The organism is Burkholderia pyrrocinia, assembly GCF_001028665.1.
Classification (GTDB): Bacteria; Pseudomonadota; Gammaproteobacteria; order Burkholderiales; family Burkholderiaceae; genus Burkholderia; species Burkholderia pyrrocinia.
Map to the genome: position 1 here is coordinate 2,818,505 of NZ_CP011503.1, position 25,662 is coordinate 2,844,166.

The window sequence follows — 25,662 nt, forward strand, 5'->3', positions numbered from 1 at the left end:
GCCGCTTTATCGCCATCGCGCGGCACCTTAAATTGCCACTCATGCCGGGCCGCCGCATCGATGCGGCAACCGGTGCCATCCATCGATAGTCTTAGACTGAGGAATGAAATCATGAGCAAGCTGGCAGGCAAGGTAGCGATCGTCACGGGCGGATCGAAGGGCATCGGTGCCGCGATCGCGAGGGCGCTGGCCGCGGAAGGCGCGTCGGTCGTCGTCAACTATGCGAGCAGCAAGGCGGGCGCCGATGCGGTGGTGAGCGCGATCGTCGAGGCCGGCGGCCGCGCGGTCGCGGTCGGCGGCGACGTGTCGAAGGCAGCCGACGCGCAGCGCATCGTCGATACGGCGATCGACACGTATGGCCGTCTCGACGTGCTCGTCAACAATTCCGGCGTCTACGAATTCTCGCCGATCGAAGCGATCACCGAAGAACACTACCGCCGGCAGTTCGACACGAACGTGTTCGGCGTGCTGCTCGTGACGCAGGCGGCCGTCAAGCATCTCGGCGAAGGCGCGAGCATCATCAACATCAGCTCGGTGGTGACCAGCATCACGCCGCCCGCCAGCGCGGTGTACAGCGGCACCAAGGGCGCGGTCGACGCGATCACCGGCGTGCTCGCGCTCGAACTCGGCCCGCGCAAGATCCGCGTGAACGCGATCAACCCGGGCATGATCGTGACCGAAGGCACGCACAGCGCGGGCATCATCGGTTCCGATCTCGACAAGCAGGTGCGCAGCGAGACGCCGCTCGGCCGCCTCGGCGAGCCGGACGACATCGCGTCGGTCGCCGTGTTCCTCGCGTCGGACGATGCACGCTGGATGACCGGCGAACACCTCGTCGTGAGCGGCGGGTTGAACTGATCCCGCGAGTCGGCAAATCGGCACGATCGGCACGCCTGCGCCGATCGTGCCGATTGCGTCATCAAGCGATCATCGCCAGCGCGTTTGCGCCGACGTGCCAGCGCAGGCTCTCGACGACGAGCGCGTGATTGCGTTCGGAGTCGAGCCCCGCGATCGTCATCGCACCGACGAAGCCCGCACCGGCGACTCGCAACGGCACGCCACCGCCGTCGAGCGCATAGTCGTCGTCCGACAGGCCCTGCGACCGCAGCGACCAGCCGGCGCGGCGAAACTGCGTGCCGACCTCGAGCGAACTCAGGCCGAAACGGAGCACGGTGTTCTGTCGGCGGCGGATCGCGTCGCTGTCTTCCGCGCGGCTGCCGTCGAGCGCGCAGTAGAACAGCGGTGCTGCTTCGCCGACGATCCCGACCGCGATCGGCAACCCGCGGCGCGATGCGATATTGGTCGCGATTTCCCCGAGCCGGCGTGCGACATCGGCATTGAAGTGCGGCAGCACCATGTCCGGTGCGTCGTCGTCGAAGGGCGCGTGATCGATGCGCAGGAAGGTCGTCACCATGGCGGCTCCGTATCGTCGCAAATCGTGTTCGCGCGCCGGCGTCGCCTCGTCACGGGCCGCGCGCTTGCCCGTGGTTCGTTCAGCGCTTCGGCGCCGCATCGAGCATCCACTCGTGCGCGGGATCGTTCTTGAACGCCCACGCACGGCTCGGCCCGGCCATCACGTTCAGGTAGTACAGGTTGTAGCCGTGCGGCGCGACGACCGGGTGGTAGCCGCGCGGCACCATCACGACGTCGTGGTTCTCGACCGCGCATGCTTCGTCGAGGCTGCGGTCGTCCGTGTACACACGCTGGAACGCGAAACCCTGCGGCGGATCGATCCGGTGGTAATAGGTTTCCTCGAGCGAGGTTTCGTCGGGCGCCGCGTCGCGGTCGTGCTTGTGCGGCGGATAGCTGCTCGAATGGCTGGCCGGCGTGACGACCTCGACGACCAGCAGCCGGTCGGCCGCCGGGTTGTCGCCCATCAGGATGTCGCACACGTAGCGCGTATTGGTGCCTTGCCCGCGCACCGAGCGGCGCATCCGTTCGCCGTCGAGGCGCCGCACCGGCTTGTCGCCGCTCGCGTACGGCGCGGTGCACAGCGCGATTTCGGCATCGCGCGTCGAGACCAGCGTGACGGTCTTGCCGCCCGGCACGTACAGCGCGTCCGGCGACACGTCTTCGAACACGCTGTCGCGCTTGCCGAGCGCATCGTAGGTTGCGCCGTCGACGTCCGCGCGCACCGTGCCGGTGAGCACGACGACGCACAGCTCGCGCGCGCCGGTGTCGAGCGTTTCGGTGTCGCCGGCCTTCAGGCGCAGCGCGCGAAAACCGACATGCTTCCAGCCGGCCGACTCGGGCGTGACGTTGCAGATTTCGCGGTCGGCAGATGCCTTGACCAGCAGGGGAGAAATCGTCATGGGGTGGGGCTCCGCAATAGGGTAGGGCTCAAGCATTCGAGCACTTGCGTGCTCACGCGCTCAACCGGTCGACGATCGCGCGCAGCGACTCGTAGCCCTTTTTCGCATACGCGTAGCTCGGCGCGACGGCCGGATCCTGCTCGGCCTCGACGACGAGCCAGCCTTCGTAGCCGGCGTCCTTCAGCGTGCGCAGCGTCGCGTCGTAGTCGAGCGCGCCGTCGCCCGGCACCGTGAAGGTGCCGTTGATCACGCCGTTCAGGAAGCTCCAGCCGTCGTTGCGCGCCTGCGTGACGACCTGCGCCCGCACGTCCTTGCAATGCACGTGGACCACGCGCGATACGTGCTTCTTCAGCAGCGTCACCGGGTCGGCCGCGCCGCCGAAATACGCGTGGCCGGTGTCGAACAGCAGGAACACCTTGGCCGGATCGGTCAGCGCCATCAGCCGGTCGACGTCGTCGGGCGATTCGACGTACGCGCCCATGTGGTGATGGTAGGCGAGCTTGATTCCGTACGTGTCGAGCAGGTGCGCGCCGAATGCGTCGAGGCGCGCCGCGTAGCGCTGCCAGGCTGCGTCGTCGACGAAGCGCGGCCGCTTCGCGACCGGCGTGTCGATGTTGCCCTGGATCGTCCCCGCGCATTCGCCATAGACGACGACCTTCACGTCGTTGTACTGCAGCTTCGTCAGGTGCGCGCGGCAGCGCTCGATTTCCGCGGCGACCGCATCGGCGTCGGTCATGCCCGGTTCGACTTCCGCGAGGAAGCCCGAATACCAGCCCGATACGCATACGAGCCCGAACTCGGCGAGCTTTGCCTTCAGCTCGGGGCCCGTCTTCGGAAACTTGTTGCCGAGCTCGAAGCCCGCATAGCCGATTTCGGCGCCTTCCTTCAGCGCCGTTTCGAGCGGCGTCTCGCCGCCGAGCGACGGCAGGTCGTCGTTCATCCACGACAGGGGATTGATACCGATGCGGACGTTCCAGCTCATGACGTGCTTCCTTGGTTCGAATGTGTTGTTCGCGGGGCGGGTGGGCAGGCAGCGCGCGGCATCAGCGCCGCTGCCGGGTCTTTGCGTCGAGATACACGCGGTGCGCCGCTTCGACGCCGGCACGCCCGGATACCTGCGGCACCGCGACTTCCCACCACGCGCCGCCGTCGTCGGTCGTGCGCTTGTGCGTGGTGTCGATCACGAGCACCTGGCTCGTCTTCGCCGCGCGTGCGCGCTTCATTTCGCTGCGCAGCTCGCCGACGTCGCGCACGTGCACGGCGTCGGCGCCCATCGCTCGCGCATGCATCGCGAAGTCGATCGTCGAACGCTCGCCGCCTTCCGGCACGCAGTCGTCGAGCATGTTGTTGAAGCTCGCGCCGCCGCAATTCAGTTGCAGCCGCTCGATGCAGCCGTAGCCGCGGTTGTCGAGGATCACGACGATGAGCTTGCGGCCGAGCATCACGGAAGTGGCGAGCTCGGCGTTGAGCATCATGTACGAGCCGTCGCCGACGATCACGATCACTTCGCGTTCGGGCCGCGCGAGCTTCGCGCCGAGGCCGCCCGCGACTTCGTAGCCCATGCACGAATACGCATAGTCCATGTGGTAGTTGCCCGGCACGCCGCTGCGCCACAGCTTGTGCAGCTCGGCCGGCAGCGTGCCGGCCGCGCACACGACCAGGTCGTCGCGCGCGCTGTCGCGCCCCGCGTCGGCCGCGGAATCGCGCACCGCGCCGATCACGTCCGCGTCGTACGGCAGCGTGTCCGTCGGCACGCACGTCGTCAGCTCGGTCACGCGTGCGTTCCACGCGGCGGCCTGGTCGCGGTTGGCGGCCGTCCATGCCGCGTCGGCGCGCCAGCCGGCCAGCGCGGCCGACAACTGGCCGAGGCCCGTGCGCGCATCGGCAACCAGTTGCCGGCCGCGTTTCTTGCCGGCGTCGAACGGCTGCACGTTCAGGCTCAGCAGCGTAGCGTCGCCGTAAAGCGCGTGCGAGCCGGTCGTGAAGTCCTGCAGCCGCGTGCCGACCGCGAGCACGACGTCGGCCTGCGCGGCCGCGCGGTTCGCGGCGGGCGAGCCCGTCACGCCGATCGAGCCGAGGTTCAGCGGGTGATCCCACGCGAGGCTGCCCTTGCCGGCCTGCGATTCGGCAACCGGCACGCCGTGCGTGTCGGCGAACGCACGCAGCGCGTCCCACGCCTGGCTGTACAGCACGCCGCCGCCGGCGACGATCAGCGGCTTCTTCGCGGCCTTCAGCACGTCGAGCGCGTCGGCGAGTTCGAACGGGTCGGCCGGCGGCCGGCGCATCCGGATCACCGGCGGCGCGAAGAAATCCTCGGGCCAGTCGTACGCGAAGGTCTGCACGTCCTGCGGCAGCGCGAGACACACGGGGCCGCACTGCGCGGGGTCGGTCATCACCTGGATCGCGCGCGGCAGCGCGACGAGCAACTGCTCGGGCGACGTGATCCGGTCGAAGTAGCGCGTGACGGGGCGGAAGCAGTCGTTCGCACTGACGTCGCCCTGTTCGAAATCCTCGACCTGCTGCAGCACGGGGTCGGGCAGCCGCGACACGAACACGTCGCCCGGCAGCAGCAACAGCGGCAGCCGGCCGACGTGCGCGAGCGCGGCCGACGTCAGCATGTTGGTCGCGCCGGGGCCGATGCTCGACGTCGCCGCCATCATCCGCTGGCGGAAATTCGCTTTCGCGAACGCGACGGCCGCGTTGGCCATCCCTTGCTCGTTGTGCGCGCGGAACGTCGGCAGCCGGTCTTTCTCGGCGTGCAACGCTTCGCCGAGCCCGGCCACGTTGCCGTGCCCGAAGATCGCGAACACGCCGCCGCAGTACGGCAGGATCTCGGTGCGGCCGTCGGGCTGGACGACTTCGGCGCGCAGGGCGGCCAGGTAGCGCACGAGCGCCTGGCTGACGGTCAGTCTCACGGTAGGGGTCATCGTCGGTCGGTGAAGAAGGATCGGATCGGTCATGACGGGCACGCGCATCAGGCCGCGGTGGCGCGCGCGGTGCCGCGGCGGCCGAGCCACGCGTCGACGAGCTGCGCGAAGTTGCCGGCGACTTCGTCGATCAGCGCCTGGTCGTCGATCCGGCCGGCGAGCCAGTTCAGCGACGCATCGGCCCACAGCGTGCGCCCGACCATGAAGCCCTTGACGATCGGGTTGGTCGCCGAGCGGAAGCTGTCGACGAGATATTGCAGCGGCTGGTTCAGCCCGAGGATCACCGCGCCGCGGCAATGCGGGTCGCGCTCGGCGATCAGCGTAGCCAGCCGCGCCCAGCCGTCGGCGCTCAGCGGCGTGAGCTTCCACCATTCGGGCATCACGCCGAGGTTGTAGAAGCGCGCGACCGCGCGCAGCACCGCATCGTCCTCGGTGCCGGCCGGCGTGACCGCGCGCGGCGGAATGACTTCCAGCAGCAGCTCGTTGCCGCTGGCGCGCGTGGCTTCCCACAGCTCCAGCACGCGCTGCTCCTGCTCGACGCGCAGGTCGACGTCGTCGTCCGGGTGGTAGTGGACCAGGCACTTCACGACCTGCTCGGTCGGCCAGTGCGTGAGCGACGAGCCGACCGAGCGCGTCTCGTCGAAGCGCAGCGGCCGCGAGCCCGGCAGCTCGACCGGGCGGCCGACCCACCAGCCGCGCCCGGTGGCCGACGCGAGCGCGTCGCTGCCGTACGCGCCGCCGTCGATCAGCACGCCGACGTGGCCTTCGATACGGCGATCGCGCTCGACCTGTTCGGCCGCGCGCACGAGCAGGCGCTTCAGTGTCTTGATCCGCGCTTCGTCCGCGCCGGCCTGCACCGCGAGTTCGTAGAACTGGCTGCGATGGTCGAACGCCATCACGCACAGGTCGTCCCATTCGCGGCGCGGCACCGTGACGCGATGCAGGTGCGCGAGCGTGCGGTCGGCGTCGACCACGGGATTGCGGCTGCCGTCGAACCAGTGCGCGAGTTCGGCCGGCGTCGGCATCGCGGCCGAGCACGCGTGGCGCGACACGACGATCGCGCCGCAGGCGTTCGCGATGCGCGTCGATTCGGCCCAGTCGCGGCCGCGCAGCAGCCCCGACAGCAGGCCCGACAGGAACGCGTCGCCCGCGCCGAGCACGTTGAGCACCTCGACGCGTTCGCCGAGAAACGTCGGGGCATCGTCGATGCGCGCGGGGATGTCGCCCTCGATCACGCAGCAGCCGAGCGCGCCGCGCTTGACGACCAGCGTGGCGTTCGTGATCCCGCGCACCGCCTGCAACGAACCGATCAGGTCGTGCGGCACGCCGCCCGCGATCAGGAATTCCTCCTCGGTGCCGACCAGCAGGTCGAATTCGCCGAGCACCTGCTGCAGTTGCCGCGTCACCTGCGCGTCCGGCACGTAGCGGTTCTCGCCCGCGCCGCGTGCGGTCAGCCCCCACAGCACGGGCCGGTAGTCGATATCGAGGATCCGCACGACGCCGTGGCGGCGCGCGTAGCCGAGCGCGGTCAGCGATGCTTCGCGCGTGGCCGGCGTCGAAAGATGCGTGCCGGTGATCGCGAGCGCGCGGCAGCCGGCGATGAAGTCCTCGCGGATCTCGTCGGCGCGCACGGCCATGTCCGCGCAGTTCTCGCGCACGAACAGCAGCGGGAACGTGTCGCGATCCTTCAGCCCGAGCAGCACCAGCGCGGTGAGGCGCTCGCGGTCGATCTGCAATTGGCTCGTGTCGCAGCCTTCGCGCTCGAGCGTCTCGCGCACGAAGCGGCCCATCTGCTCGTCGCCGACGCGCGAGATCATCGCGGTCTTCAGCCCGAGCCGGGCGACGCCGAACGCGACGTTGCCCGACGAGCCGCCGAGATACATCTGGAAGCTGCGCGCGTCCTCCAGGCCGCTGCCGTACTGCTGCGCATAGAGATCCACGGCCACGCGGCCGAGGCAGGCGAGATCGATGGGGCGGTCACTCGGAAAGTTCAGCAGGCTCATATCACGTGTCACGCTCGCGGCCGGCGTTCGGCGCTGCCGGCAGGTTTAGGGGACCGATCCGCCGGCGACGGTCCGCAACGTGCGCTGCACGACGCGAGGCTGCCTGCCGCAAGGAATCGGGCTACGGACGCAGTCTAGACTTTTTGGAAATCCAGTTCCCTAGGTGAAATCACGTAGAAATAAATTTCCAAATTTTCGAGGAAGTGATCTACAGTTTCATCCGGATGCTTCAGTCCGTATCGGACTCGGCCCGGCGGCGCGCAACGCGCCGTCTTCCGCCCCCCGGAGATGAGGAGACAAAGTGATCATGAAGACCAAGCTGATGGCCGTCGCGGCCGCCGCGATCCTGGCTGCGCCGCTCGCGCACGCCGAGAAGATCGGCGTGACGATGGCGTCGTTCGACGACACGTTCCTGACCATCCTGCGCAACAGCATCACCGACGCAGCGAAGAAGGACGGTGCGACGGTGCAGATCGAGGACGGCGGCAACGACGTCGGCAAGCAGTTGAGCCAGGTCCAGAACATGATCGCGCAGAAGGTCGACGCGATCATCGTGAACGCGGTCGACACCGACGCGACGCCGAAGATCACGAAGATGGCGACGGCGGCGAAGATCCCGCTCGTCTACGTGAACCGCAAGCCGGTCGATTTCGACAAGCTGCCGGCCGGCGTCGCGGTCGTCGCGTCCGACGAGAAGCAGTCCGGCACGCTGCAGGCGCGCCAGGTGTGCAAGCTGCTCGGCGGCAAGGGCGATCTTCTCGTGCTGATGGGCGAGCTGTCCAACGAATCGGCGCGTGCCCGCACCAAGGACATCGAGGACGTGATCGCGACGAAGGAATGCTCCGGCATGAAGATCGTCGACAAGCGCGAAGGCAAATGGAGCCGTACGCAGGGCCAGGACATCACGATGAACTGGCTGAGCTCCGGGACGAAGTTCGACGCGATCGTGTCGAACAACGACGAAATGGCGATCGGCGCGATCAATGCGCTGAAGGCCGCGCGCAAATTGACGCCGAAGACCGTCGTCGCCGGCATCGACGCGACGCCGGACGGCCTCGCATCGATGAAGAGCGGCGAGCTGAAGGTGTCGGTGTACCAGAACGCGATCGGGCAGGGCGCGCAGTCGGTTGCCGCCGCGCTGAAGCTCGCGAAGAAGCAGCCCGTCGACCGCTTCGTGAACGTGCCGTTCGAGCTCGTGACGCCCGAGAACATGAACCAGTACGCCAAGCACTGAGCGGCGATCCGTTGAACTGCGCGGGCCCGGCCTGGCCGGGTTCGCGCGCGACTTGTCGAGGAACGTCCATGTTTACAGCCAGGATCGCGCGCCCGATGGCCGGCGTCGACGCGCCGGCCGCTTCGTCCGGCGGAGCGCCCGGCGCATCCGGATCGTCCGGTTCGCCGGCTTCTCCTGCGGCCGACTGCGTGCTCGAGGTGCGCGGCGTCGGCAAGTCCTTTCCCGGCGTCGTCGCGCTCGACGGCGTGCAGTTCCGCGTGCGCCGCGGCACCGTCCATGCGCTGATGGGCGAGAACGGCGCGGGCAAGTCGACGCTGATGAAGATCATCGCGGGCGTCTACACGCCCGATCAGGGCGAGATCCTGATCAACGGCGAACCCGTCGTGCTGAACGGGCCGCTCGACGCGCTCGACCGCGGGATCGCGATGATCCACCAGGAACTCAACCTGATGCCGTACATGACGGTCGCGGAGAACATCTGGATCCGCCGCGAACCGAAGAACCGTTTCGGCCTGATCGATCACGCGGAGCTGCGCCGCCGCACGGCCGCGCTGTTCGAGCGGCTGTCGATCGACATCGATCCGGAAACCGACGTGCGCACGCTGACAGTCGCGAGCCGGCAGATGGTCGAGATCGCGAAGGCCGTGTCGTTCGACTCGGACGTGCTGATCATGGACGAGCCGACCTCGGCGCTGACCGACAAGGAAGTCACGCACCTGTTCCGGATCATTCGCCAGCTGCGCGAGCAGGGCAAGGGCATCGTCTACATCACGCACAAGATGAACGAGCTGTTCGAGATTGCCGACGAGTTCTCGGTGTTCCGCGACGGCAAGTACATCGGCACGCATGCGTCGAGCGACGTCACGCGCGACGACATCATCCGCATGATGGTCGGCCGCGAGATCACGCAGATGTTCCCGAAGGAAGAGGTGCCGATCGGCGACGTCGTGCTGTCGGTGCAGAACCTCAGCGTCGACGGCGTGTTCCGCGACGTGAGCTTCGAGCTGCGTGCGGGCGAGATCCTCGGCGTTGCGGGCCTGGTCGGTTCGGGGCGCTCGAACGTCGCGGAGGCGCTGTTCGGCGTCGTGCCGGCCACGTCGGGCGAGATCCGGATCGACGGCAAGCCGGTGCGGATCGCGACGCCCGCGCAGGCGATGAAGCACGGGATGGCGTTCCTGACCGAGGACCGCAAGGACACCGGCTGCTTCCTGAATCTCGACCTGCTCGCGAACATGGAAGCGGCCGTGCTCAGCAACCGCTACGTGAAGTTCAATTTCGTGCAGCAGGCGCAGTTGAAGCGCGACTGCGAGGAAATGAGCCGGATGCTGCGCGTGAAGTCGCCCGGGCTGCACGAGGAGATCCAGAACCTGTCGGGCGGCAACCAGCAGAAGGTGCTGATCGGGCGCTGGCTGCTCACGCAGCCGCGCATCCTGATCCTCGACGAACCGACGCGCGGCATCGACGTCGGCGCGAAGGCCGAGATCCACCGGCTCGTCAGCGCGCTCGCCGGCAAGGGCGTCGCGGTGCTGATGATCTCGTCGGAGATGCCGGAGGTGCTGGGGATGAGCGACCGCGTGATGGTGATGCACGAAGGGCGCATGACCGGCATCGTCGAACGCAAGGACGCCGACCAGGTCCGCATCATGGATCTCGCGTCGCGTTGAGCCGAAACTAGATTGGAGACAAAGAAATGGGCAACCTGAACCCGGTCGCGGACGCGCAGACCATCACAATCAAGGCGCGGCACACGAAGTGGCCGCCCGAGCTGAGCATCTTCCTCGTGCTGGTCGGCATCAGCCTGTTCTTCGAGATCGTCGGCTGGATCGTCGTCGGCCAGAGCTTCCTGTTCAACGCCGAGCGGCTCGAGATCATCGTGCTGCAGATGGCCGTGATCGGCATCATCGCGGTCGGCGTGAACCTCGTGATCATCACCAGCGGGATCGACCTGTCGTCGGGGTCGGTCGTCGCGGCGGCCGCCGTCGTGTCGGCGAGCCTCGCGCAGGTGTCCGACTTCCCGCGCGCGGTGTTTCCGCACCTGACCGACCTGCCGATCATCTGGCCGGTGCTGGCCGGCGTGTGCGTCGGGCTGCTGGTCGGCCTGCTGAACGGTTCGCTGATCGCGATGACGGGCATCCCGCCGTTCATCGCGACGCTCGGCACGATGGTCGCCGCGCGCGGGTTCGCGAAGTGGTTCACCAACGGGATGCCCGTGTCGATGCTGACCGACCAGTTCGCGGCCATCGGCGCAGGCGCCAATCCGGTGATCATCTTTCTCGTGATTGCCGCAATCTTCCACGTCGTGCTGCGCTACACGCGCTTCGGCAAGTACACCTATGCGATCGGCGCGAACCGTCATGCGGCGGTCGTGTCGGGCATCAACGTCACGCGTCACCTGGTGTTCGTCTATGCGATCGCGGGCCTGCTGAGCGGGATCGCCGGCACCGTGACGGCCGCGCGTGCGATCTCGGGCCAGTCGGGCATGGGCGTGATGTACGAGCTCGATGCGATCGCCGCGGTCGTGATCGGCGGCACGTCGCTGTCGGGCGGCCTCGGCCGCGTGACGGGCACCGTGATCGGCGTGCTGATCCTCGGCGTGATGACGTCGGGCTTCACGTTCATCCGCATCGACGCGTATTACCAGGAGATGGTCAAGGGCGCGATCATCGTCGCGGCCGTGATCGCCGACCAGTATCGCAACAAGAAGAAGCGTCGCTGAGCGCACGCGTCCGACTGCATCCCGCATTCACGAAGGAAACCTGATGAAGATCGCGCTGGACCCCTACATGATTCGCCACCTGCCGCTCGACCGGTTGCCGCACGCGGTGGCCGAGCTCGGCTACGACCAGATCGAACTGTCGCCGCGCAGCGATTTCCTCGACTGGTGGGTGATGCCGCGCGCGACCCGCGAACGCATGGCCGCATTTCGCCAGGCGCTGCGCGCGAGCGGCGTCGGCCTTGCGTCGCTGCAGCCGATGTACCGCTGGGCGAGCCCGTTCGAGGACGAGCGGTTATGGGCCGTGCGCTGCTGGAAGAAGGCGATCGAGGTCGCGGTCGAGATGGAGTGCGCGCTGATGGTGTCCGAGTTTGGGCGCGGTGCGTCGCCGGAGCGCTCGGTCGGCGAGCGGCCGGGCGCGAACCCGAAGGAGCTGTGCGAAGCCGCGTGGTTCCGTTCGATGGACGAGCTGCTGCCGATTCTCGAACGCGAGGGCATCGTGCTGTCGGTCGAGCCGCATCCGGAGGACTGGATCGAGCAGTTGCAGCCGGCGATCGACATCGTGACGAACCTCGGCTCGCCGTCGCTGAAGCTGTCGTATATCGCGCCGCACACGTTCTACTACGGCGACGACATGGCCGCGATGATCGCGCAGGCCGCGCCGATCCTCGCGCACGTGCGCGTGGCCGACACCTTCGACCACCGCAAGAGCAGCCAGCTTCGCTACATCGTGAACCCGCCGGGCTCGAACCAGATCCGCGTGCACCAGCATCTCGACATCGGGCAGGGCGAGATCGACTGGGACGTGTTTTTTCGCGCGCTCGGCGCCGCGGGCTTCGACGGCGTGATGTCGTCTTGCGTGTTCGCGTGGGAAGACCGCGCGGAAGCGTCGTCGCGCTACATGCGCGACACGATCCAGCGCTACGTCGATCTTCATTTCGATCGCACGGCGCGCTGACCGATTACTGACCGGCGCGGCACGGGCCGCGCCGCTGATGAACGACTGGAGACTCCCGGATGACCTTGCAAATCGGCGTGATCGGCTGCGGCGCGATCGGCCAGGACCATATCCGCAGATTGACGCGCACGCTGTCCGGCGCGCGCGTGGTGGCCGTCAACGACATCGATCCGCAGCAGGCGCGTGATGCGGTGTCGAAATACGGGCTCGACGCCGAGATCTACGGCGACGGCCATGAAGTGGTCGCGGCCGCCGACGTGCAGGCCGTGCTCGTCACGTCGTGGGGGCCGACGCACGAAGCGTTCGTGCTCGACGCGATCGCGCACGGCAAGCCCGTGTTCTGCGAGAAACCGCTCGCCGTCACGGCCGACGGCTGCATGCGGATCGTCGAAGCGGAAGTCGCGCACGGCAAACGGCTCGTGCAGGTCGGCTTCATGCGGCCGTACGACGAAGGTTATCGCGCGCTTAAGCGCGTGATCGACAGCGGCGAGATCGGCGCACCGCTGATGCTGCATTGCGCGCACCGCAACCAGTCGGTCGGCGAGCGCTACACGACCGACATGGCGATCACCGACACGCTGATCCACGAGCTCGACGTACTGCGCTGGCTGCTCGGCGAGGATTATGCGAGCGCGCAGGTCGTCTATCCGAAGAAGACGCGCCATGCGTCCGCGCATCTCGCCGATCCGCAGATCGTGCTGCTGGAAACCGCGAGCGGCGTGCGCATCGACGTCGAGATTTTCGTGAACTGCCAGTACGGCTATGACATCCAGTGCGAAGTGGTCGGCGAGCAGGGCATCGCGAAGCTGCCCGATCCGCCGGCCGTGGACCTCAAGCGCGCGGCGCGGCAATCGGTCGAGATCATGACCGACTGGAAGGAGCGCTTCATCGCGTCGTACGACGTCGAGCTGCAGGCGTTCATCGACGGCGTGCGGCAGGGTGCGCTGACGGGCCCGTCTGCCTGGGACGGCTACGCGGCGGCGGTCGCGGCCGACGCATGCGTGCGTGCGCAACAGAGCGGTGCGGTCGAACCGATCGCGATGGCCGACCGCCCCGCGTTCTATCGCGCCTGAACCGTGGCCGCGTCGCCACACATGCGGCCGCGTGCCGCTTACCTATCGGACTGACCGACATGACGATGAAGATTGGTTGCGCACCCTGCTGCTGGGGTGTCGACGACGTGAAGAACCCGCACCTGCCGCCGTGGCGGCACGTGCTTGCCGAGGCGGCCCAGGCCGGCTACTCGGGCATCGAGCTCGGGCCGTACGGCTATATCCCGCTCGAACTCGACGTCGTGAGCGCCGAGCTCGAGCGGCAGCGCCTGAGCATTACCGCCGGCACGATCTTCGACGATCTCGTGTCGCCGGAGAACCTGCCGAACCTGTTGCGCCAGACGCGCGAGATCTGCGCGCTGATCACGCGGCTGCCGAAGCTGCCGACGCAGGACGGGCAGCGCTACGCGGCGCCGTACCTGGTCGTGATGGACTGGGGGCACGAAGAACGCGATTATGCGGCCGGCCATGCCGATCGCGCGCCGCGGCTGTCCGGCGAACGCTGGGCGCGCATGGTCGAGCACATCCGGCAGATCGCGACGATTGCGCGCGACGAGTTCGGCGTGCGCGCGGTGATCCATCCGCATGCGGGCGGCTACATCGAGTTCGCGGACGAAATCGACCGGATCGTCGCAGATCTTCCAGCCGACACGGTCGGCCTCTGTCTCGATACGGGCCACCTGTACTACTCGGGCATGGACCCGGAAACCTGGCTGCGCCGCCATGCGGCGCGCGTCGACTACGTGCATTTCAAGGATATCGACGCAGCCGTGTACGACGCGGTGATGGGCGAGCACATCGCGTTCTTCGCCGCATGCGCGCGCGGCGTGATGTGCCCGATCGGCACCGGCGTGCTCGACTACCGGTCGATCCGGCACGCGCTCGACGACATCGGCTACGCGGGCTACATCACGATCGAGCAGGAGCGCGATCCGCGCAATGCCGGCACGAGCCTGCGCGACGTCGCCGCGAGCCGCGCGTTTCTCGCGTCGGCCGGCTTCGCATGAACTACGCATGAACACCTGAACCACCGAACACCTGAACACGGACCAGGAACACCACCATCATGATTGACGGACAGATTCTGCTTGGACATTCGATTCGCTGGGGCATGGTCGGCGGCGGGCTCGGCAGCCAGATCGGCTACAGCCACCGGTCGGCCGCGCTGCGCGACGGCAGTTTCGAGCTGGTCGCCGGCGCGTTCGACATCGATCCCGAACGCGGCCGCCAGTTCGGCGTGAAGCTCGGCGTCGCGGCCGAGCGCTGCTATCCCGACTACGCGACGATGTTCGACGCCGAGGCGCGTCGCCCGGACGGCATCCGCGCGGTGTCGATCGCGACGCCGAACAACACGCACTTCGAGATCTGCCGCGCTGCGCTGAACGCGGGGCTGCACGTGGTCTGCGAGAAGCCGCTGTGCTTCACGACCGACGAGGCCGAGACGCTGCAGCGCCTGTCGGTCGAGAAGAACCGGATCGTCGGCGTCGCATACGGCTATTCGGGTCACCAGATGATCGAACAGGCGCGCGAGATGATCGCGCGCGGCGATCTCGGCGAGATCCGCATCGTGCAGATGCAGTTCGCGCACGGGTTTCACAGCGAAGGTGTCGAGGCCGCGAGCGCGGCCGCGCGCTGGCGCGTCGACCCGAAGTTCGCGGGCCCGAGCTACGTGCTCGGCGACATTGGCACGCATCCGCTGTACATCTCCGAGGTGATGGCGCCCGAGCTGAAGATCCGGCGGCTGATGTGTTCGCGGCAGAGCTTCGTGAAGAGCCGCGCGCCGCTGGAAGACAACGCGTTCACGATCATGGAATACGACACGGGCGCGATCGGCTACGTGTGGTCGAGTGCGGTGAACGCGGGTTCGATGCATGGCCAGAAGGTGCGCGTGATCGGTTCGAAGGCGAGCGTCGAATGGTGGGACGAGCATCCGAACCAGTTGCGCTACGAAGTGCAGGGGCAGCCCGCGCAGGTGCTCGATCGCGGGATGGGCTACCTGCATCCGAACGCATTGCACGAGGATCGCATCGGCGCCGGGCATCCGGAAGGGCTGTTCGAGGCGTGGTCGAATCTCTATCAGCGCTTCGCGCTCGCGATGGATGCGGCCGATCGCGGCGACGCCGCGGCGCTGAAGGGCATCCGCTATCCGGACGTTCACGCGGGCGTCGAGGGCGTCCGATGGGTCGAGAACTGCGTGCGTTCCGCCGACGCGGGCAGCGTGTGGGTCGACTATCGCTGAGCAGGGCAGGCCGGAGGCGGCGCGCCGGCCGCCGCTTCGCACCGGCCGTCGGCGTCGGCAGACTCGGTAGACGCCCTAATCTTTACGACGCCGCGAGAGCGTTGGACAATCGTTGCCAGTCTTGCCGTGGAGCGTGTGCAGGTGATGATCGAGCGCGTGGGAGCGAAACGCGCGGCGCGGGCCGTGCCGCAAACGTGATTAAATTCGCCCTTCATGCATGTATCCAGGTGAGCCCCGGGCCGCGTCCGTCAGCATCGCGCGTGCACCGGGGCCGTCAACTTCGCGCCATCCGATGAGTTCATCCGAGAAACCTCCCGCCACCGTCGAGCAGTTCCTGCAGCACCTGACGCAGGAATACGACGGCCTCAGCAATCGCCTGAAGGTCATTGCGCGTCACGTGGAAACGCATCGGGACCAGCTTGGCCTGGAAGGCATCCAGTCGCTCGCGGAAGCGTGCGGCGTGCAGCCGTCGGCGGTCGTGCGCTTCGCGAAGCATTTCGGCTTCTCCGGCTTCTCCGAGATGCAGCGGCTGTTCCGCGAAGGGCTCGCGCAGCAGATCGCGCCGGGGCGTGCGTACAACCTGCGGCTGCGCGACGTGATCGAAGCGGGCTCGTCGAGCCTGCAGCCCGAGCAGATCGCCGACGAATTCATCAAGGGCAGCATTGCCGGGATGCAGCAGTTGCGGCAGACGCTCGACCCGCAGGCGCTCGCGCAGGCCGTCGACCTGCTCGCCGACACGCAGGCGATCTGGATCGCCGGTTCGCGGCGGGCGTTTCCGATCGCCGTGTATCTCGACTATGCGCTGCAGCACACTGACAAGCGCATCGGGCTGTTCAGCGCGCTCGGCAGCATGCATCTCGGGCAGATCCGGTCGGTGCGCAACGGCGACGTGATGATCGTCATCTCGTTCATGCCGTATGCGGACGAGACCGTGCAGGTCGCGCAGCAGGCCGTGCAGCGCGGCGCGCGCCTGATCGCGATCACCGACAGCCGGATGAGCCCGCTCGCGCGGGAGGCCGAGGTGACGCTGATGGTGCAGGACAGCGAGACGTTCGGGTTCCGCGCGCTGACGGCCACGATGGGCCTCGCGCAGAGCCTGTTCGTCGCGCTCGCGTACCGGCTCGAACTGTCGTACCTGCCGACCGCCGACGGCGCGCACGGCACGAAAGCCGGCTGACGAATTTTGCTGGCGCACCGCCCGCGCGATCGATCGGCGGGCGGCGCACCGGCCGGCTTACTTCGCGGTCGGCATCGCGAATTCCGCGCCCTTGCCGATGCTCGACGACCAGCGCTGCATCACCGACTTCTGGCGCGTGTAGAAGCGCACGCCTTCCTCGCCGTAGGCGTGCATGTCGCCGAACAGGCTCTTCTTCCAGCCGCCGAAGCCGTGCCACGCCATCGGCACCGGAATCGGCACGTTGATGCCGACCATCCCGACCTGGATGCGCCGCGCGAATTCGCGCGCGATGCCGCCGTCGCTCGTGAAGCACGACACGCCGTTGCCGAACTCGTGCGCGTTGATCAGGTCGACCGCCGCGCCGAAATCCTTCACGCGCACGCAGCCGAGCACGGGCCCGAAGATTTCTTCCCGGTAGATCCGCATGTCGGGCGTCACGTGATCGAACAGCGTACCGCCGGTGAAGAAGCCTGCCTCGCGGCCCGGCACGCGCAGCCCGCGCCCGTCGACCACCAGTTGCGCGCCTTCGTTCACGCCTTGCTCGATATAGCCTTCGATGCGCTTCAGCGCTTCGCCGGTGACGATCGGGCCCATCTCGACTTCCGGCTGCATGCCGTCGCCGATCACCAGCTTGCGTGCGCGCTCGGCAACCGCCGGCACGATCTTGTCCGCGACGTCGCCGACCAGCACCGCGATGCTGATCGCCATGCAGCGCTCGCCGGCCGAGCCGTACGCGGCGCCGATCAGCGCGTCGACGGCCTGCTCGATGTTCGCGTCGGGCATCACGACGAGATGGTTCTTCGCGCCGCCGAGCGCCTGCACGCGCTTGCCGGACTGCACCGCGCGCTGCTGCACGTAGGCCGCGATCGGCGTCGAGCCGACGAAGCTGACGGCCTGCACGTCCGGGTGGTCGAGCAATGCGTCGACCGCGTCCTTGTTGCCCTGCACGACGTTGAACACGCCGGCCGGCAGCCCGGCCTGCGTGAGCAGGTCGGCGATGAACAGCGCCGCCGACGGATCGCGCTCGCTCGGCTTCAGCACGAACGTGTTGCCCGTCGCGATCGCGACCGGGAACATCCAGCACGGCACCATGCACGGGAAGTTGAACGGCGTGATGCCCGCGACGACGCCGAGCGGCTGGCGCATCGTCCAGTTGTCGATGCCGGTGCTGACCTGGTCGGTGAAGTCGCCCTTCAGGAGCTGCGGCACGCCGCAGGCGAATTCGATGATGTCGATGCCGCGCGCGACTTCGCCCTGCGCGTCGGAGAACACCTTGCCGTGCTCGGCCGTGATGATCGCCGCGAGCGTGTCGCGGTGCTCGTTCATCAGTTGCAGGAAGCGGTGCAGCACGCGCGCGCGGCGGATCGGCGGCGTCTCGGCCCAGGCCGGGAACGCGGCGTGGGCGGACGCGACGGCCTGCTGCACCTCGCTGTTGTCCGCGAGCGCCACGCGGCGTGCCGCGCGGCCGAGCGCCGGGTTGAGGACGTCCTGGAAGCGGCCGCTGCGGCCGGCGACGGGCGCGCCGTCGACATAGTGGCCGACGTCGGCGTCGGACGTGTATGCGGGAACCGGATTCATCGTGTCTCCTGGGGATGAGGGGGAACGAAGCCTAGTCTAGGGAAACCGGCGGGGCGGGAGAAGGCCGCGAAACTTGATTCACTGTTCAGAATTCTGAATAATCGACGCATGAATCAGCAAAATGTCCAGGCGCTCTGGCCGCATATCCATTCGCTGACGGTACTGGCCGCGGCCGGCAGTTTCACGGCCGCCGCGCAGCGGCTCGGCATCAGCAAGGCCGCGATGAGCCAGCGCATCGCCGATCTCGAAAAGGCGGCCGGCGTACCGCTCGTGCGCCGCACGACGCGCAGCGTGCGGCTCACCGATGCGGGCCAGACGCTCGTCGACAGCACGCGCGACGCGTTCGAGTCGATCGGGCAGCATTTCGCGCGCGTGAAGGATCTGGCCGGCGAGCCGCGCGGCCTGCTGCGCGTGACGGCGCCGGTCGCGCTCGGGCGCCAGCAGGTCGTGCCGCACCTGCCCGATTTCCTGCGGCAGCATCCGGGCGTACACATCGAGCTCGACCTGTCGGACCGGCTGCATTCGCTGACGCAGGAGGGTTTCGACCTCGCGATCCGCCACACGACCACCGCGCCGCAGACCCACGTCGCGTGGAAGCTGTGCGATACGCGCTCGCTGCTCGTCGTGAGCCGCGACTATCTCGATGCGCGCGGCGCGCCGCGGCACCCGAGCGAACTCGTCGACCACAGCTGCCTGTGCTACCTGCGCGACAATGAACCGGCGGCGTGGAGCTTCGAGCCGGACGGCCGGCGGCGCCAGCGCGTGAGCGTGCCGGTGCGCGGCAGTTTCGCGGCGAACAACAGCGAGGCGATGCGCGAGGCCGCGCTCGGCGGGCTCGGCATCGCGCTGCTGCCCGATTTCAGCGCGCGGCGCGATCTCGACGCCGGCCGGCTCGTCGCGCTGCTCGACGGCTGGCGGCCGTCGGGCGCGTTCGGCGACCACATCTTCGCGATCCGCCCGTACAGCCCGGTCGTGCCGAGCGCAGTGCGCGCGCTCGTGCGCCACCTGCGCGAACGGCTCGCGGGCGGCTTCTCCGGCGCGTGACGCCGGTGCCCGCGGCGCCGGGCCTCGGCGTGCCCGGGCGGGCGCGGCGGCGCTGCGGTAAAATCGCGGCTTCTTCCCGCGCCTCGTGTGGCGCGACATTCGAAGGTCGACAGCCGATGCAGATTCACAAGGAAGTGGACGCGCGCGGGCTCAATTGCCCGTTGCCGATCCTGCGTGCCAAGAAAGCGCTTGCCGATATGGAAAGCGGGCAGATCCTCAAGGTGCTCGCGACCGATCCCGGCTCGCAGCGCGATTTCGCCGCGTTCGCGAAGCAGACGGGCAACGAGATCGTCGAATCGACGACGCAGGACAAGACCTTCGTGTTCCTGATGCGCCGCCGCTGACGGCCCGCCTCGCGCGCCCGGCCGCAGCCCCCGCCCAGGCTCATGTTCCATTGGAAAGCGCTCCGGTCGAGCCTCTGACAATTCTTAAACCTCGCTTCGTGGCCGGCTGCGTATACTGACCCGGCCGGTCGTCCGCTCCCAGCGGAAGCACCGGCCACGGTACGTCGCACGGCGGGCACGGGGGCCATGCCTGACGCTACCGTCGTACAACGGGGAGAGGACATGTCCTTCAGACCAGGGACCCTTCGAAGTCCGTCCGGAGCGGAATGCATTGCGCGCGAGCGCACGTCGGAATTGAGCCGTATCGAGCTCGATCCGCAACGGGACCGCCACGCGCGTGCCGCGCTCGAGGCGTACGCGGATTCGGCCGCGGCCGAGATGCCGTGGCTGGCCGAGTGGCTCGACGAACGGCTGCGCGACGCCGCGCAGGACGACGGCTCGGGCCCGACCTACTGCGGTGCGACGATCGAGCGCGTGTTCGATCTGGCGCAGGCATGGGCGGCGGGCCAGCCCGACTACGCGGCCACCGCGTGGGAGCGCGTGCGCGGACAGTTGCAGCGGATGCTTGCGCAACCGGTGCTGTCGCAACCGCTGTTGCAGCACCTGCCGGCCGACGAATTTGCCGAGCCGGTGGCCGGCATCGCGGGCGCCGATTAGGCGTCAGATGGTGCGACAGGAAGGATTATTCGAAAAAGGACGGTAGTCCGCGCAATTTCTTGGCGAATTTCATACTACTATGATGAAATCGCCGGTTCGTCCGCGCCCCGTTTTTGAGATATTTGGCCGCGGTCGCCGGCTTGCGCAGGTGGCGCGAGCGGCGAACGACGGCTTGCCGGCCGGTATCCGGTATCCGGAAGCCGCGTGCATGCAGCGCGCGTCGGGGTGGGTGCGGGGAGCTGAACTGGACGAATCGATTTCGATTTGCGGGGTGCTATGAGAATTGCTGTACTGGATGACGATCCGGCCCAGACGGATTTCGTCAGTCAAACGCTGACTGCCGTTGGCCATACGTGCTATGCGTTCAAGGAAGGCAAGGCCCTGAAGAAGCGTCTGCAGCGCGAGACGTTCGATCTGCTGGTGCTCGACTGGAACGTGCCCGACATGTCCGGCGAGGAAGTGCTCAAGTGGGTGCGCGCCAACCAGACCGAGCACAGCCTGCCGATCATCTTCATGACGAGCCGCGACGACGAGGCGGGGATCACGCAGATCCTGAACGCCGGCGCCGACGACTACGTGGTCAAGCCCGTGTCGGGCCCGATCCTGCGCGCACGCATCGGTTCGCTGCTGCGCCGCGCGTATCCGGTCAACGCCGAGGCGACCGTGCGCGAATTCGACCAGTTCCGTTTCGACGTGAACCTGAAGCAGGCGTACGTCGGCGACAAGCCCGTGAGCTTGACGCAGAAGGAATTCGAACTCGCGCTGCTGCTGTTCCAGCATCTCGACCGGCCGCTGTCGCGCGCACACATTCTCGATCTCGTGTGGAAGCAGGCGACCGACATCCCGTCGCGCACGATGGATACGCACATCTCGATGCTGCGCACCAAGCTCGGCCTGCGGCCCGAAAACGGCTATCGCCTCGCGCCGATCTACGGCTACGGCTACCGGCTCGAACGGGTCGGCCAGGGAGAACCGGAGTGACCACGGGTATCACGCAGCGCACGGCGGACCTGCGCACGATCGCGCTGCGCACGGCCTGTGCGGTCGCGTTTGCGTTCGCCGCGCAGCATGCGGCAGCACAGCCGCCCGCTGCTGCGGGCAAGATGGTCGTCTACCGCACGCAGGCCGGCGACACGCTGTACGACGTCGCCGCGCGCTACCTGCAAGGCGCGGACGACTGGCAACTGCTCCAGCAGATCAACGGCGTTCCGGCGCCGAAGCACCTGCAGCCCGGCATCGCGCTGAAGCTGCCGGTTGCGCGCCTGCGCAAGGAAAAGCTGACCGCGCGCGTCGTCGCGGTGCAGGGCACGGCCGAGCGCGCGTCCGGCGACGCTTACGTGCCGCTGGCGAACGATGCGACGCTCGCCGAGGGCGACCGCGTGCGCACCGGCGCGAACGGCTTCGTGACGCTCGAGCTTGCCGACGGCACGCACATGAGCCTGCCGCCCGACAGCCAGCTCGACCTGAAGGCGCTGCGCCGTACCGTGCTGACCGGCACGCTCGATCGCCAGTTCGAACTCACGCGCGGCTCGGTCGACAGCGAAGTCACCCGTCTGAAGAAACGCGACGACCGCTTCCAGATCCGCTCGCCGTCGGTCGTGGCCGGCGTGCGCGGCACGCGCTTTCGCGTGAACTACGACGCGGCCGGCAATGCGTCGACGCGCGTCGAAGTGCTCGACGGTACCGTCGGCGTCGCGGGCAACCGGCAGCCGGCCGGCCCGACGCTCGTGCATGCGAACTTCGGCAGCGTCGCGACGTCGTCCGGCGCGGTCGGTGCGCCCGTCGAGCTGCTGGCCGCGCCGGCGCTTGCGCATCCCGACAAGGTGCAGGACGAGCCCGACGTCGCGTTCGACGTTTCGCCCCAGGCGAACGCGCACGCGTACCGCATGCAGCTCGCGCACGATGCGGGGCTGCTCGACCTGTTCCGCGAAACGCGCACCGATTCGCCGCGCGCGGTCTTCCGCGACGTGCCGAACGGGAACTACTTCGTGCGGATTGCCGCGATCGATGCCAACGGCCTCGAGGGGCTGCCGCGCACCTACGCGTTCGAACGCCGCGTGATGGGGCTCGACGCAAGCGCGTCGCCCGGTGCGGGCGGCTACGAATTCCGCTGGACGCCGAACGGTTCGGGCAAGGATGCGCGCTACCGGTTCGTGTTGTCGCGCTCGAAGGACCTGAGCGCGCCGGTCGTCGACCAGGTCGGCCTGCAGGCACGCAAGATCACCGTCGCGCACCTGCCGCCGGGCGATTATTTCTGGGCGGTGACCGTCGAAGAGTTCGAAGGCGGCAAGTTCTACGAGAAGACCAGTCCGGTCAGCGCGTTCACGCTGTCGCGCTGACCCGCGGCGCATGAAACCTGACTCCGTTTCCCCACGGCGGCATCTCGGCCGCCGCTTCCTGATCGAATGGATCGCGATCGGCTGCCTCGGGATCGCGGTCATCCTCGCGTGTGCGCTCGGCCGCCTGTCGTCGAGCGTCGACGGGCTGATCTACGACCGGCTGCTGATGCTGCGCAGCCTGCCGCTGTCGCCCGACGTGGTCGTCGTCGACATCGACAACCAGAGCGTGTCGGCGCTCGGCCGCTGGCCGTGGTCGCGCGACGTGCATGCGCGGCTGCTCGACACGCTGGCGCGCGCGCAGCCGGCCGCCGTCGTCTACGACGTCCTGTTCACCGAACCATCGCCGGAGGATCGCGCGTTCGCGGACGCGATGAGCCACGTGCCGACCTTCCTGCCGGTGCTGCTGAGCCCCGAGCAGGCGGACGGCTCGCGTACCGTCGATCCGCCGGTGGCCGCGCTCGCGGCGCGCGCGACGGGGCTCGGTCACATCAACCTCGAAGTCGATCGCGACGGCATCGTGCGCAGCGTCGCGCTGTTCGAAAGCGACGGCCGCGTGCGCTGGCCGCAACTGATGGTGCCCGTGTACCGCGCGATCCAGGCCGGCCGGCTGCATCCGGTCGGCGGCGCGCCGGGCGCGGATGCGCACGACCTGTCGCGCGATGCGAACGGCGAGGGCCGCTACCTGATCCCGTTCAGCCGCAACACGCCCGCTTATCCGACGGTGTCGTTCGACGACGTGCTCGAGGGGCGCGTGAAGCCCGACGCGCTGCGCGGCAAGATCGTCGTCGTCGGCGTGACCGCTTCGGGGCTGTACGACCGCTTCGCGACGCCCGTGTCCGGCGATTTCGGCCCGCTCGCCGGCGTGTATATCCACGCCAACGTGCTCGACATGCTGGCGACCGGCAGCGCGATCTCGCCTGTGTCGCGCGCGGGGCTGTTCGCCGCGTCGCTGCTGCCGCTCGCCGCGCTGCTGGGCGGCTTCCTGATGCTGTCGCCGTGGCGCGCACTGCTGCTGACGATGAGCCTCGCCGCGCTTGCCGTCGTCGCGAGCATGGCGCTGCTGTTCGAGGTGCGCATCTGGCTGTCGCCGGCGCCGGCGATCTTCGGGCTGATCGCCGTCTACCCGATCTGGAACTGGCGGCGCCTCGAAATGACGATGTCGTACCTGCGCCGCGAGCTGCAGCGGCTCGCCGACGAGCCGCACCTGCTGCCCGAGGCGCCGCGCACGCGCAGCGTCGGCGGCGACGTGCTCGAGCGCCAGATGGCGCTGATGGCGCAAGCCGCGCAGCGCGTGCAGGACATGAAGCGCTTCGTGTGGGACAGCCTCGACAGCATGCCCGAACCGATCTTCGTGACCGACCTGGCCGGCACCGTGCTGATCGCGAACCATGCGGCGAAGCGCTACGGGTCGCGGCTCGCGCTGCCGCTGCCGGAAGGGCGGCCGCTGCGCGCCGCGCTCGGCGAGCTGACCTTCATGAAGACCGTCGACGGCAACGCGGAACACGACGCGGCGATCCGCGAGCGCTGGCCGGCCGTGCTCGACCCGACGTTCGAGGACGAGCACGATGCAATGGCGCGCGGCATCGAGGTGCGCGATCGTGACGGGCTCGACCATCTGTTACGCTACGCCGCCTGCACGAACGCGCAGGGCCGCGTGACGGGCTGGATTGCCGGCCTCGTCGACGTGACCGAACTGCACGCGGCCGAGCGGCATCGCGAGGAGGCGCTGCACCTGCTGTCGCACGACATGCGCTCGCCGCAGTCGTCGATCCTCGCGCTCGTCGAGATCGAGCGCGACCGTGTCGAGACCGACGCGATGCGCGGGCTGCTCGCGCGGATCGAGCGCTACGCGCACCGCGCGCTGTCGCTTGCCGACGAGTTCGTGCAGTTGGCGCGCGCCGAGTCGCAGGCGTACCAGCTCGAGGTGACGAGCCTCGTCGACGTGCTGATCGATGCGAGCGACGAGGTATGGCCGCAGGCGCAGGCGAAGCACATCCGCATCGACACCGAGGTCGGCGCCGACATGTGCTGGGTGCGCGCGGATCGCTCGCTGATCACGCGCGCGTTCGTGAACCTGCTGAACAACGCGGTCAAATACAGTCCGTCCGATACCGTGATCGCGTGTACGCTGACGGTCGAGCACGCGTCGAAGCGGATGTTCTGTACGATTCGCGATCAGGGGTACGGCATTGCGCCGGAAGATCAGCGGCATCTGTTCGAGCGTTTCAAGCGATTCCATGCCGGCGAGCGGCCCGAGATCTCGGGTTCCGGGCTCGGCATGGCATTCGTGAAGACGGTCGTCACGCGCCATGGGGGCAGCGTGTCGGTCGACAGCGAAGTGGGTGTCGGCACCGCGGTGACGGTATCGCTGCCCGCGATCGACGAGCCGTCCGCCTGACAGGGCCGGGCACGACGGCAGGCACTGGGGAAAGCCATGAGAAAGGAATGGGCAGCGGCCGCATTTGCGGCGTCGCTGTTGACGGGCTGCGCCGGCGTGACGAGCGGCGTGAGTGCGGTCGGGCAGCCGAATGCGTTTGCATCCGGCGCGCACGGCTACGATTTCGTCCGGACGGCCGCGCAGGCCGACGACGCCGAATACCGGCAGATCGAGACGCTCGTGCGCGACGAACTCGCGCGCCGCGGTTTCGACGCGCAGCCGCTCAAGGACGCGCGCTACCGGCTGTCGATCGCATATGCGACGCAGCCGGCGGCGGTCGCGGCCGTGGCCGACCAGTGCGGCGCCGCGAGCAGCGCGTGCGTGACGGTCGACGGGCCGTCGCCGCTCGCGCTGCCGTTCGTGGGCAAGGTGTACCGCCACGTGCTGACGCTGCGTTTCGTCGATGCGAACTCGGGCGCCGACGTCTATCGCGTGACGGCCGCGCTGCGCGATCGCGAACCGGGCACGCAGCAGGCCGCGCCGGCGCTCGTGAAGAGCGCGCTCGCGAAGGTGCCGTTCGGCGCGGGCGACGGCTGGCTCGTCAAGACGAAAAAAGACGACGCGGGCGGGATGCCGGGCGTCGTCTCGGTGAAGCCGGCCGAAGCGCGCTGAGCGCCGGCCGGCGAGGTGAGGGCGGGCTCGCCGGGG

Annotated in this window: 22 protein-coding genes; 16 read left to right on the forward strand and 6 right to left on the reverse strand. The window is 68.3% G+C overall.

Annotated elements, in window-relative coordinates; all coding sequences use genetic code 11:
• The first annotated feature begins 111 nt into the window (after positions 1–111).
• Positions 112–858, forward strand: coding sequence for a glucose 1-dehydrogenase (locus ABD05_RS12890; RefSeq protein WP_047900461.1), 747 nt, complete (start codon positions 112–114; stop codon positions 856–858).
• 61 nt (positions 859–919) lie between these two features.
• On the opposite strand, the gene ABD05_RS12895 is transcribed toward ABD05_RS12890, so the two are convergent.
• From ABD05_RS12895 to ABD05_RS12915, 5 genes are all read right to left on the reverse strand, one after another.
• A complete protein-coding gene (locus tag ABD05_RS12895; protein ID WP_047900462.1) occupies positions 920–1,414 on the reverse strand; it encodes a heme-degrading domain-containing protein in 495 nt (164 codons plus the stop codon).
• 79 nt (positions 1,415–1,493) lie between these two features.
• On the reverse strand, positions 1,494–2,312 hold the full coding sequence (gene iolB, locus ABD05_RS12900; protein ID WP_047900463.1) for a 5-deoxy-glucuronate isomerase: 819 nt from the start codon (positions 2,310–2,312) through the stop codon (positions 1,494–1,496).
• Between the two features lie 52 nt (positions 2,313–2,364).
• Positions 2,365–3,294, reverse strand: a complete 930-nt coding sequence (iolE, locus tag ABD05_RS12905) for a myo-inosose-2 dehydratase (protein WP_047900464.1) — start codon at positions 3,292–3,294, stop codon at positions 2,365–2,367.
• A 61-nt stretch (positions 3,295–3,355) separates the two neighbouring features.
• A complete protein-coding gene (gene iolD, locus ABD05_RS12910) occupies positions 3,356–5,239 on the reverse strand; it encodes a 3D-(3,5/4)-trihydroxycyclohexane-1,2-dione acylhydrolase (decyclizing) (RefSeq protein WP_047901197.1) in 1,884 nt (627 codons plus the stop codon).
• A gap of 47 nt (positions 5,240–5,286) precedes the next feature.
• Positions 5,287–7,242, reverse strand: a complete 1,956-nt coding sequence (locus tag ABD05_RS12915) for a bifunctional 5-dehydro-2-deoxygluconokinase/5-dehydro-2-deoxyphosphogluconate aldolase (protein ID WP_047900465.1) — start codon at positions 7,240–7,242, stop codon at positions 5,287–5,289.
• A gap of 307 nt (positions 7,243–7,549) precedes the next feature.
• Here ABD05_RS12915 and ABD05_RS12920 point away from each other — a divergent pair, with 307 nt between their 5' ends.
• The 8 genes from ABD05_RS12920 to ABD05_RS12955 all read left to right on the forward strand — a co-directional run bounded on the left by ABD05_RS12920 (position 7,550) and on the right by ABD05_RS12955 (position 16,615).
• On the forward strand, positions 7,550–8,476 hold the full coding sequence (locus tag ABD05_RS12920; RefSeq protein ID WP_047900466.1) for a sugar ABC transporter substrate-binding protein: 927 nt from the start codon (positions 7,550–7,552) through the stop codon (positions 8,474–8,476).
• Between the two features lie 68 nt (positions 8,477–8,544).
• Entirely contained in the window at positions 8,545–10,140 is a 1,596-nt protein-coding gene (locus ABD05_RS12925; RefSeq protein WP_047900467.1) for a sugar ABC transporter ATP-binding protein, read from the forward strand.
• Between the two features lie 26 nt (positions 10,141–10,166).
• Positions 10,167–11,192 carry an ABC transporter permease gene (locus ABD05_RS12930; protein WP_047900468.1) on the forward strand — a complete coding sequence of 342 codons (1,026 nt, stop codon included), beginning with the start codon at positions 10,167–10,169 and terminating at the stop codon, positions 11,190–11,192.
• A gap of 43 nt (positions 11,193–11,235) precedes the next feature.
• Positions 11,236–12,147, forward strand: a complete 912-nt coding sequence (locus tag ABD05_RS12935) for a sugar phosphate isomerase/epimerase family protein (protein WP_047900469.1) — start codon at positions 11,236–11,238, stop codon at positions 12,145–12,147.
• Positions 12,148–12,206: 59 nt separating this feature from the next.
• Complete coding sequence (iolG, locus tag ABD05_RS12940) at positions 12,207–13,220, forward strand: bifunctional inositol 2-dehydrogenase/D-chiro-inositol 1-dehydrogenase (protein WP_047900470.1); 1,014 nt, start codon at positions 12,207–12,209, stop codon at positions 13,218–13,220.
• 59 nt (positions 13,221–13,279) lie between these two features.
• Positions 13,280–14,206, forward strand: a complete 927-nt coding sequence (locus ABD05_RS12945; RefSeq protein ID WP_047900471.1) for a TIM barrel protein — start codon at positions 13,280–13,282, stop codon at positions 14,204–14,206.
• A gap of 59 nt (positions 14,207–14,265) precedes the next feature.
• Complete coding sequence (locus ABD05_RS12950) at positions 14,266–15,438, forward strand: Gfo/Idh/MocA family protein (protein WP_047900472.1); 1,173 nt, start codon at positions 14,266–14,268, stop codon at positions 15,436–15,438.
• A gap of 292 nt (positions 15,439–15,730) precedes the next feature.
• Positions 15,731–16,615: a MurR/RpiR family transcriptional regulator gene (locus ABD05_RS12955; protein ID WP_047900473.1), complete on the forward strand. Its 885-nt coding sequence runs from the start codon at positions 15,731–15,733 to the stop codon at positions 16,613–16,615.
• 57 nt (positions 16,616–16,672) lie between these two features.
• On the opposite strand, the gene ABD05_RS12960 is transcribed toward ABD05_RS12955, so the two are convergent.
• Positions 16,673–18,193, reverse strand: a complete 1,521-nt coding sequence (locus ABD05_RS12960; RefSeq protein WP_047900474.1) for a CoA-acylating methylmalonate-semialdehyde dehydrogenase — start codon at positions 18,191–18,193, stop codon at positions 16,673–16,675.
• 108 nt (positions 18,194–18,301) lie between these two features.
• On the opposite strand from ABD05_RS12960, the gene ABD05_RS12965 reads away from it, so the two are divergent.
• The 7 genes from ABD05_RS12965 (at position 18,302) to ABD05_RS12995 (ending at position 25,626) form a co-directional block, all read left to right on the forward strand.
• On the forward strand, positions 18,302–19,237 hold the full coding sequence (locus ABD05_RS12965; protein ID WP_047900475.1) for a LysR family transcriptional regulator: 936 nt from the start codon (positions 18,302–18,304) through the stop codon (positions 19,235–19,237).
• Positions 19,238–19,353: 116 nt separating this feature from the next.
• On the forward strand, positions 19,354–19,581 hold the full coding sequence (locus ABD05_RS12970; RefSeq protein ID WP_006402122.1) for a sulfurtransferase TusA family protein: 228 nt from the start codon (positions 19,354–19,356) through the stop codon (positions 19,579–19,581).
• A gap of 222 nt (positions 19,582–19,803) precedes the next feature.
• Positions 19,804–20,238, forward strand: coding sequence for a hypothetical protein (locus ABD05_RS12975; RefSeq protein WP_047900476.1), 435 nt, complete (start codon positions 19,804–19,806; stop codon positions 20,236–20,238).
• A gap of 276 nt (positions 20,239–20,514) precedes the next feature.
• Positions 20,515–21,219, forward strand: a complete 705-nt coding sequence (locus ABD05_RS12980) for a response regulator transcription factor (RefSeq protein WP_034183383.1) — start codon at positions 20,515–20,517, stop codon at positions 21,217–21,219.
• The gene (locus tag ABD05_RS12985; protein ID WP_047900477.1) at positions 21,216–22,577 is read left to right on the forward strand and encodes a FecR family protein; all 1,362 of its coding nucleotides are present in this window, start codon (positions 21,216–21,218) and stop codon (positions 22,575–22,577) included. Before ABD05_RS12980 ends, ABD05_RS12985 begins: the two co-directional genes overlap by 4 nt.
• 10 nt (positions 22,578–22,587) lie before the next feature.
• Positions 22,588–24,975, forward strand: a complete 2,388-nt coding sequence (locus tag ABD05_RS12990; protein ID WP_047900478.1) for a CHASE2 domain-containing protein — start codon at positions 22,588–22,590, stop codon at positions 24,973–24,975.
• Positions 24,976–25,011: 36 nt separating this feature from the next.
• Positions 25,012–25,626, forward strand: a complete 615-nt coding sequence (locus ABD05_RS12995; RefSeq protein WP_047900479.1) for a DUF4136 domain-containing protein — start codon at positions 25,012–25,014, stop codon at positions 25,624–25,626.
• Positions 25,627–25,662: the final 36 nt, after the last annotated feature.

Bases quoted from the DNA above. Each gene is read 5' to 3' on its own strand.
- iolB (WP_047900463.1), bottom strand. From the start codon at position 2,312: ATGACGATTTCTCCCCTGCTGGTCAAGGCATCTGCCGACCGCGAAATC.
- ABD05_RS12890 (WP_047900461.1), top strand. From the start codon at position 112: ATGAGCAAGCTGGCAGGCAAGGTAGCGATCGTCACGGGCGGATCGAAG.
- iolD (WP_047901197.1), bottom strand. From the start codon at position 5,239: ATGACCCCTACCGTGAGACTGACCGTCAGCCAGGCGCTCGTGCGCTAC.
- ABD05_RS12995 (WP_047900479.1), top strand. From the start codon at position 25,012: ATGAGAAAGGAATGGGCAGCGGCCGCATTTGCGGCGTCGCTGTTGACG.
- ABD05_RS12965 (WP_047900475.1), top strand. From the start codon at position 18,302: ATGAATCAGCAAAATGTCCAGGCGCTCTGGCCGCATATCCATTCGCTG.
- ABD05_RS12960 (WP_047900474.1), bottom strand. From the start codon at position 18,193: ATGAATCCGGTTCCCGCATACACGTCCGACGCCGACGTCGGCCACTAT.
- ABD05_RS12980 (WP_034183383.1), top strand. From the start codon at position 20,515: ATGAGAATTGCTGTACTGGATGACGATCCGGCCCAGACGGATTTCGTC.
- ABD05_RS12990 (WP_047900478.1), top strand. From the start codon at position 22,588: ATGAAACCTGACTCCGTTTCCCCACGGCGGCATCTCGGCCGCCGCTTC.
- ABD05_RS12950 (WP_047900472.1), top strand. From the start codon at position 14,266: ATGATTGACGGACAGATTCTGCTTGGACATTCGATTCGCTGGGGCATG.
- ABD05_RS12955 (WP_047900473.1), top strand. From the start codon at position 15,731: ATGAGTTCATCCGAGAAACCTCCCGCCACCGTCGAGCAGTTCCTGCAG.
- ABD05_RS12925 (WP_047900467.1), top strand. From the start codon at position 8,545: ATGTTTACAGCCAGGATCGCGCGCCCGATGGCCGGCGTCGACGCGCCG.
- iolG (WP_047900470.1), top strand. From the start codon at position 12,207: ATGACCTTGCAAATCGGCGTGATCGGCTGCGGCGCGATCGGCCAGGAC.
- ABD05_RS12930 (WP_047900468.1), top strand. From the start codon at position 10,167: ATGGGCAACCTGAACCCGGTCGCGGACGCGCAGACCATCACAATCAAG.
- ABD05_RS12915 (WP_047900465.1), bottom strand. From the start codon at position 7,242: ATGAGCCTGCTGAACTTTCCGAGTGACCGCCCCATCGATCTCGCCTGC.
- ABD05_RS12975 (WP_047900476.1), top strand. From the start codon at position 19,804: ATGTCCTTCAGACCAGGGACCCTTCGAAGTCCGTCCGGAGCGGAATGC.
- ABD05_RS12970 (WP_006402122.1), top strand. From the start codon at position 19,354: ATGCAGATTCACAAGGAAGTGGACGCGCGCGGGCTCAATTGCCCGTTG.
- ABD05_RS12895 (WP_047900462.1), bottom strand. From the start codon at position 1,414: ATGGTGACGACCTTCCTGCGCATCGATCACGCGCCCTTCGACGACGAC.
- ABD05_RS12920 (WP_047900466.1), top strand. From the start codon at position 7,550: ATGAAGACCAAGCTGATGGCCGTCGCGGCCGCCGCGATCCTGGCTGCG.
- iolE (WP_047900464.1), bottom strand. From the start codon at position 3,294: ATGAGCTGGAACGTCCGCATCGGTATCAATCCCCTGTCGTGGATGAAC.
- ABD05_RS12945 (WP_047900471.1), top strand. From the start codon at position 13,280: ATGACGATGAAGATTGGTTGCGCACCCTGCTGCTGGGGTGTCGACGAC.
- ABD05_RS12935 (WP_047900469.1), top strand. From the start codon at position 11,236: ATGAAGATCGCGCTGGACCCCTACATGATTCGCCACCTGCCGCTCGAC.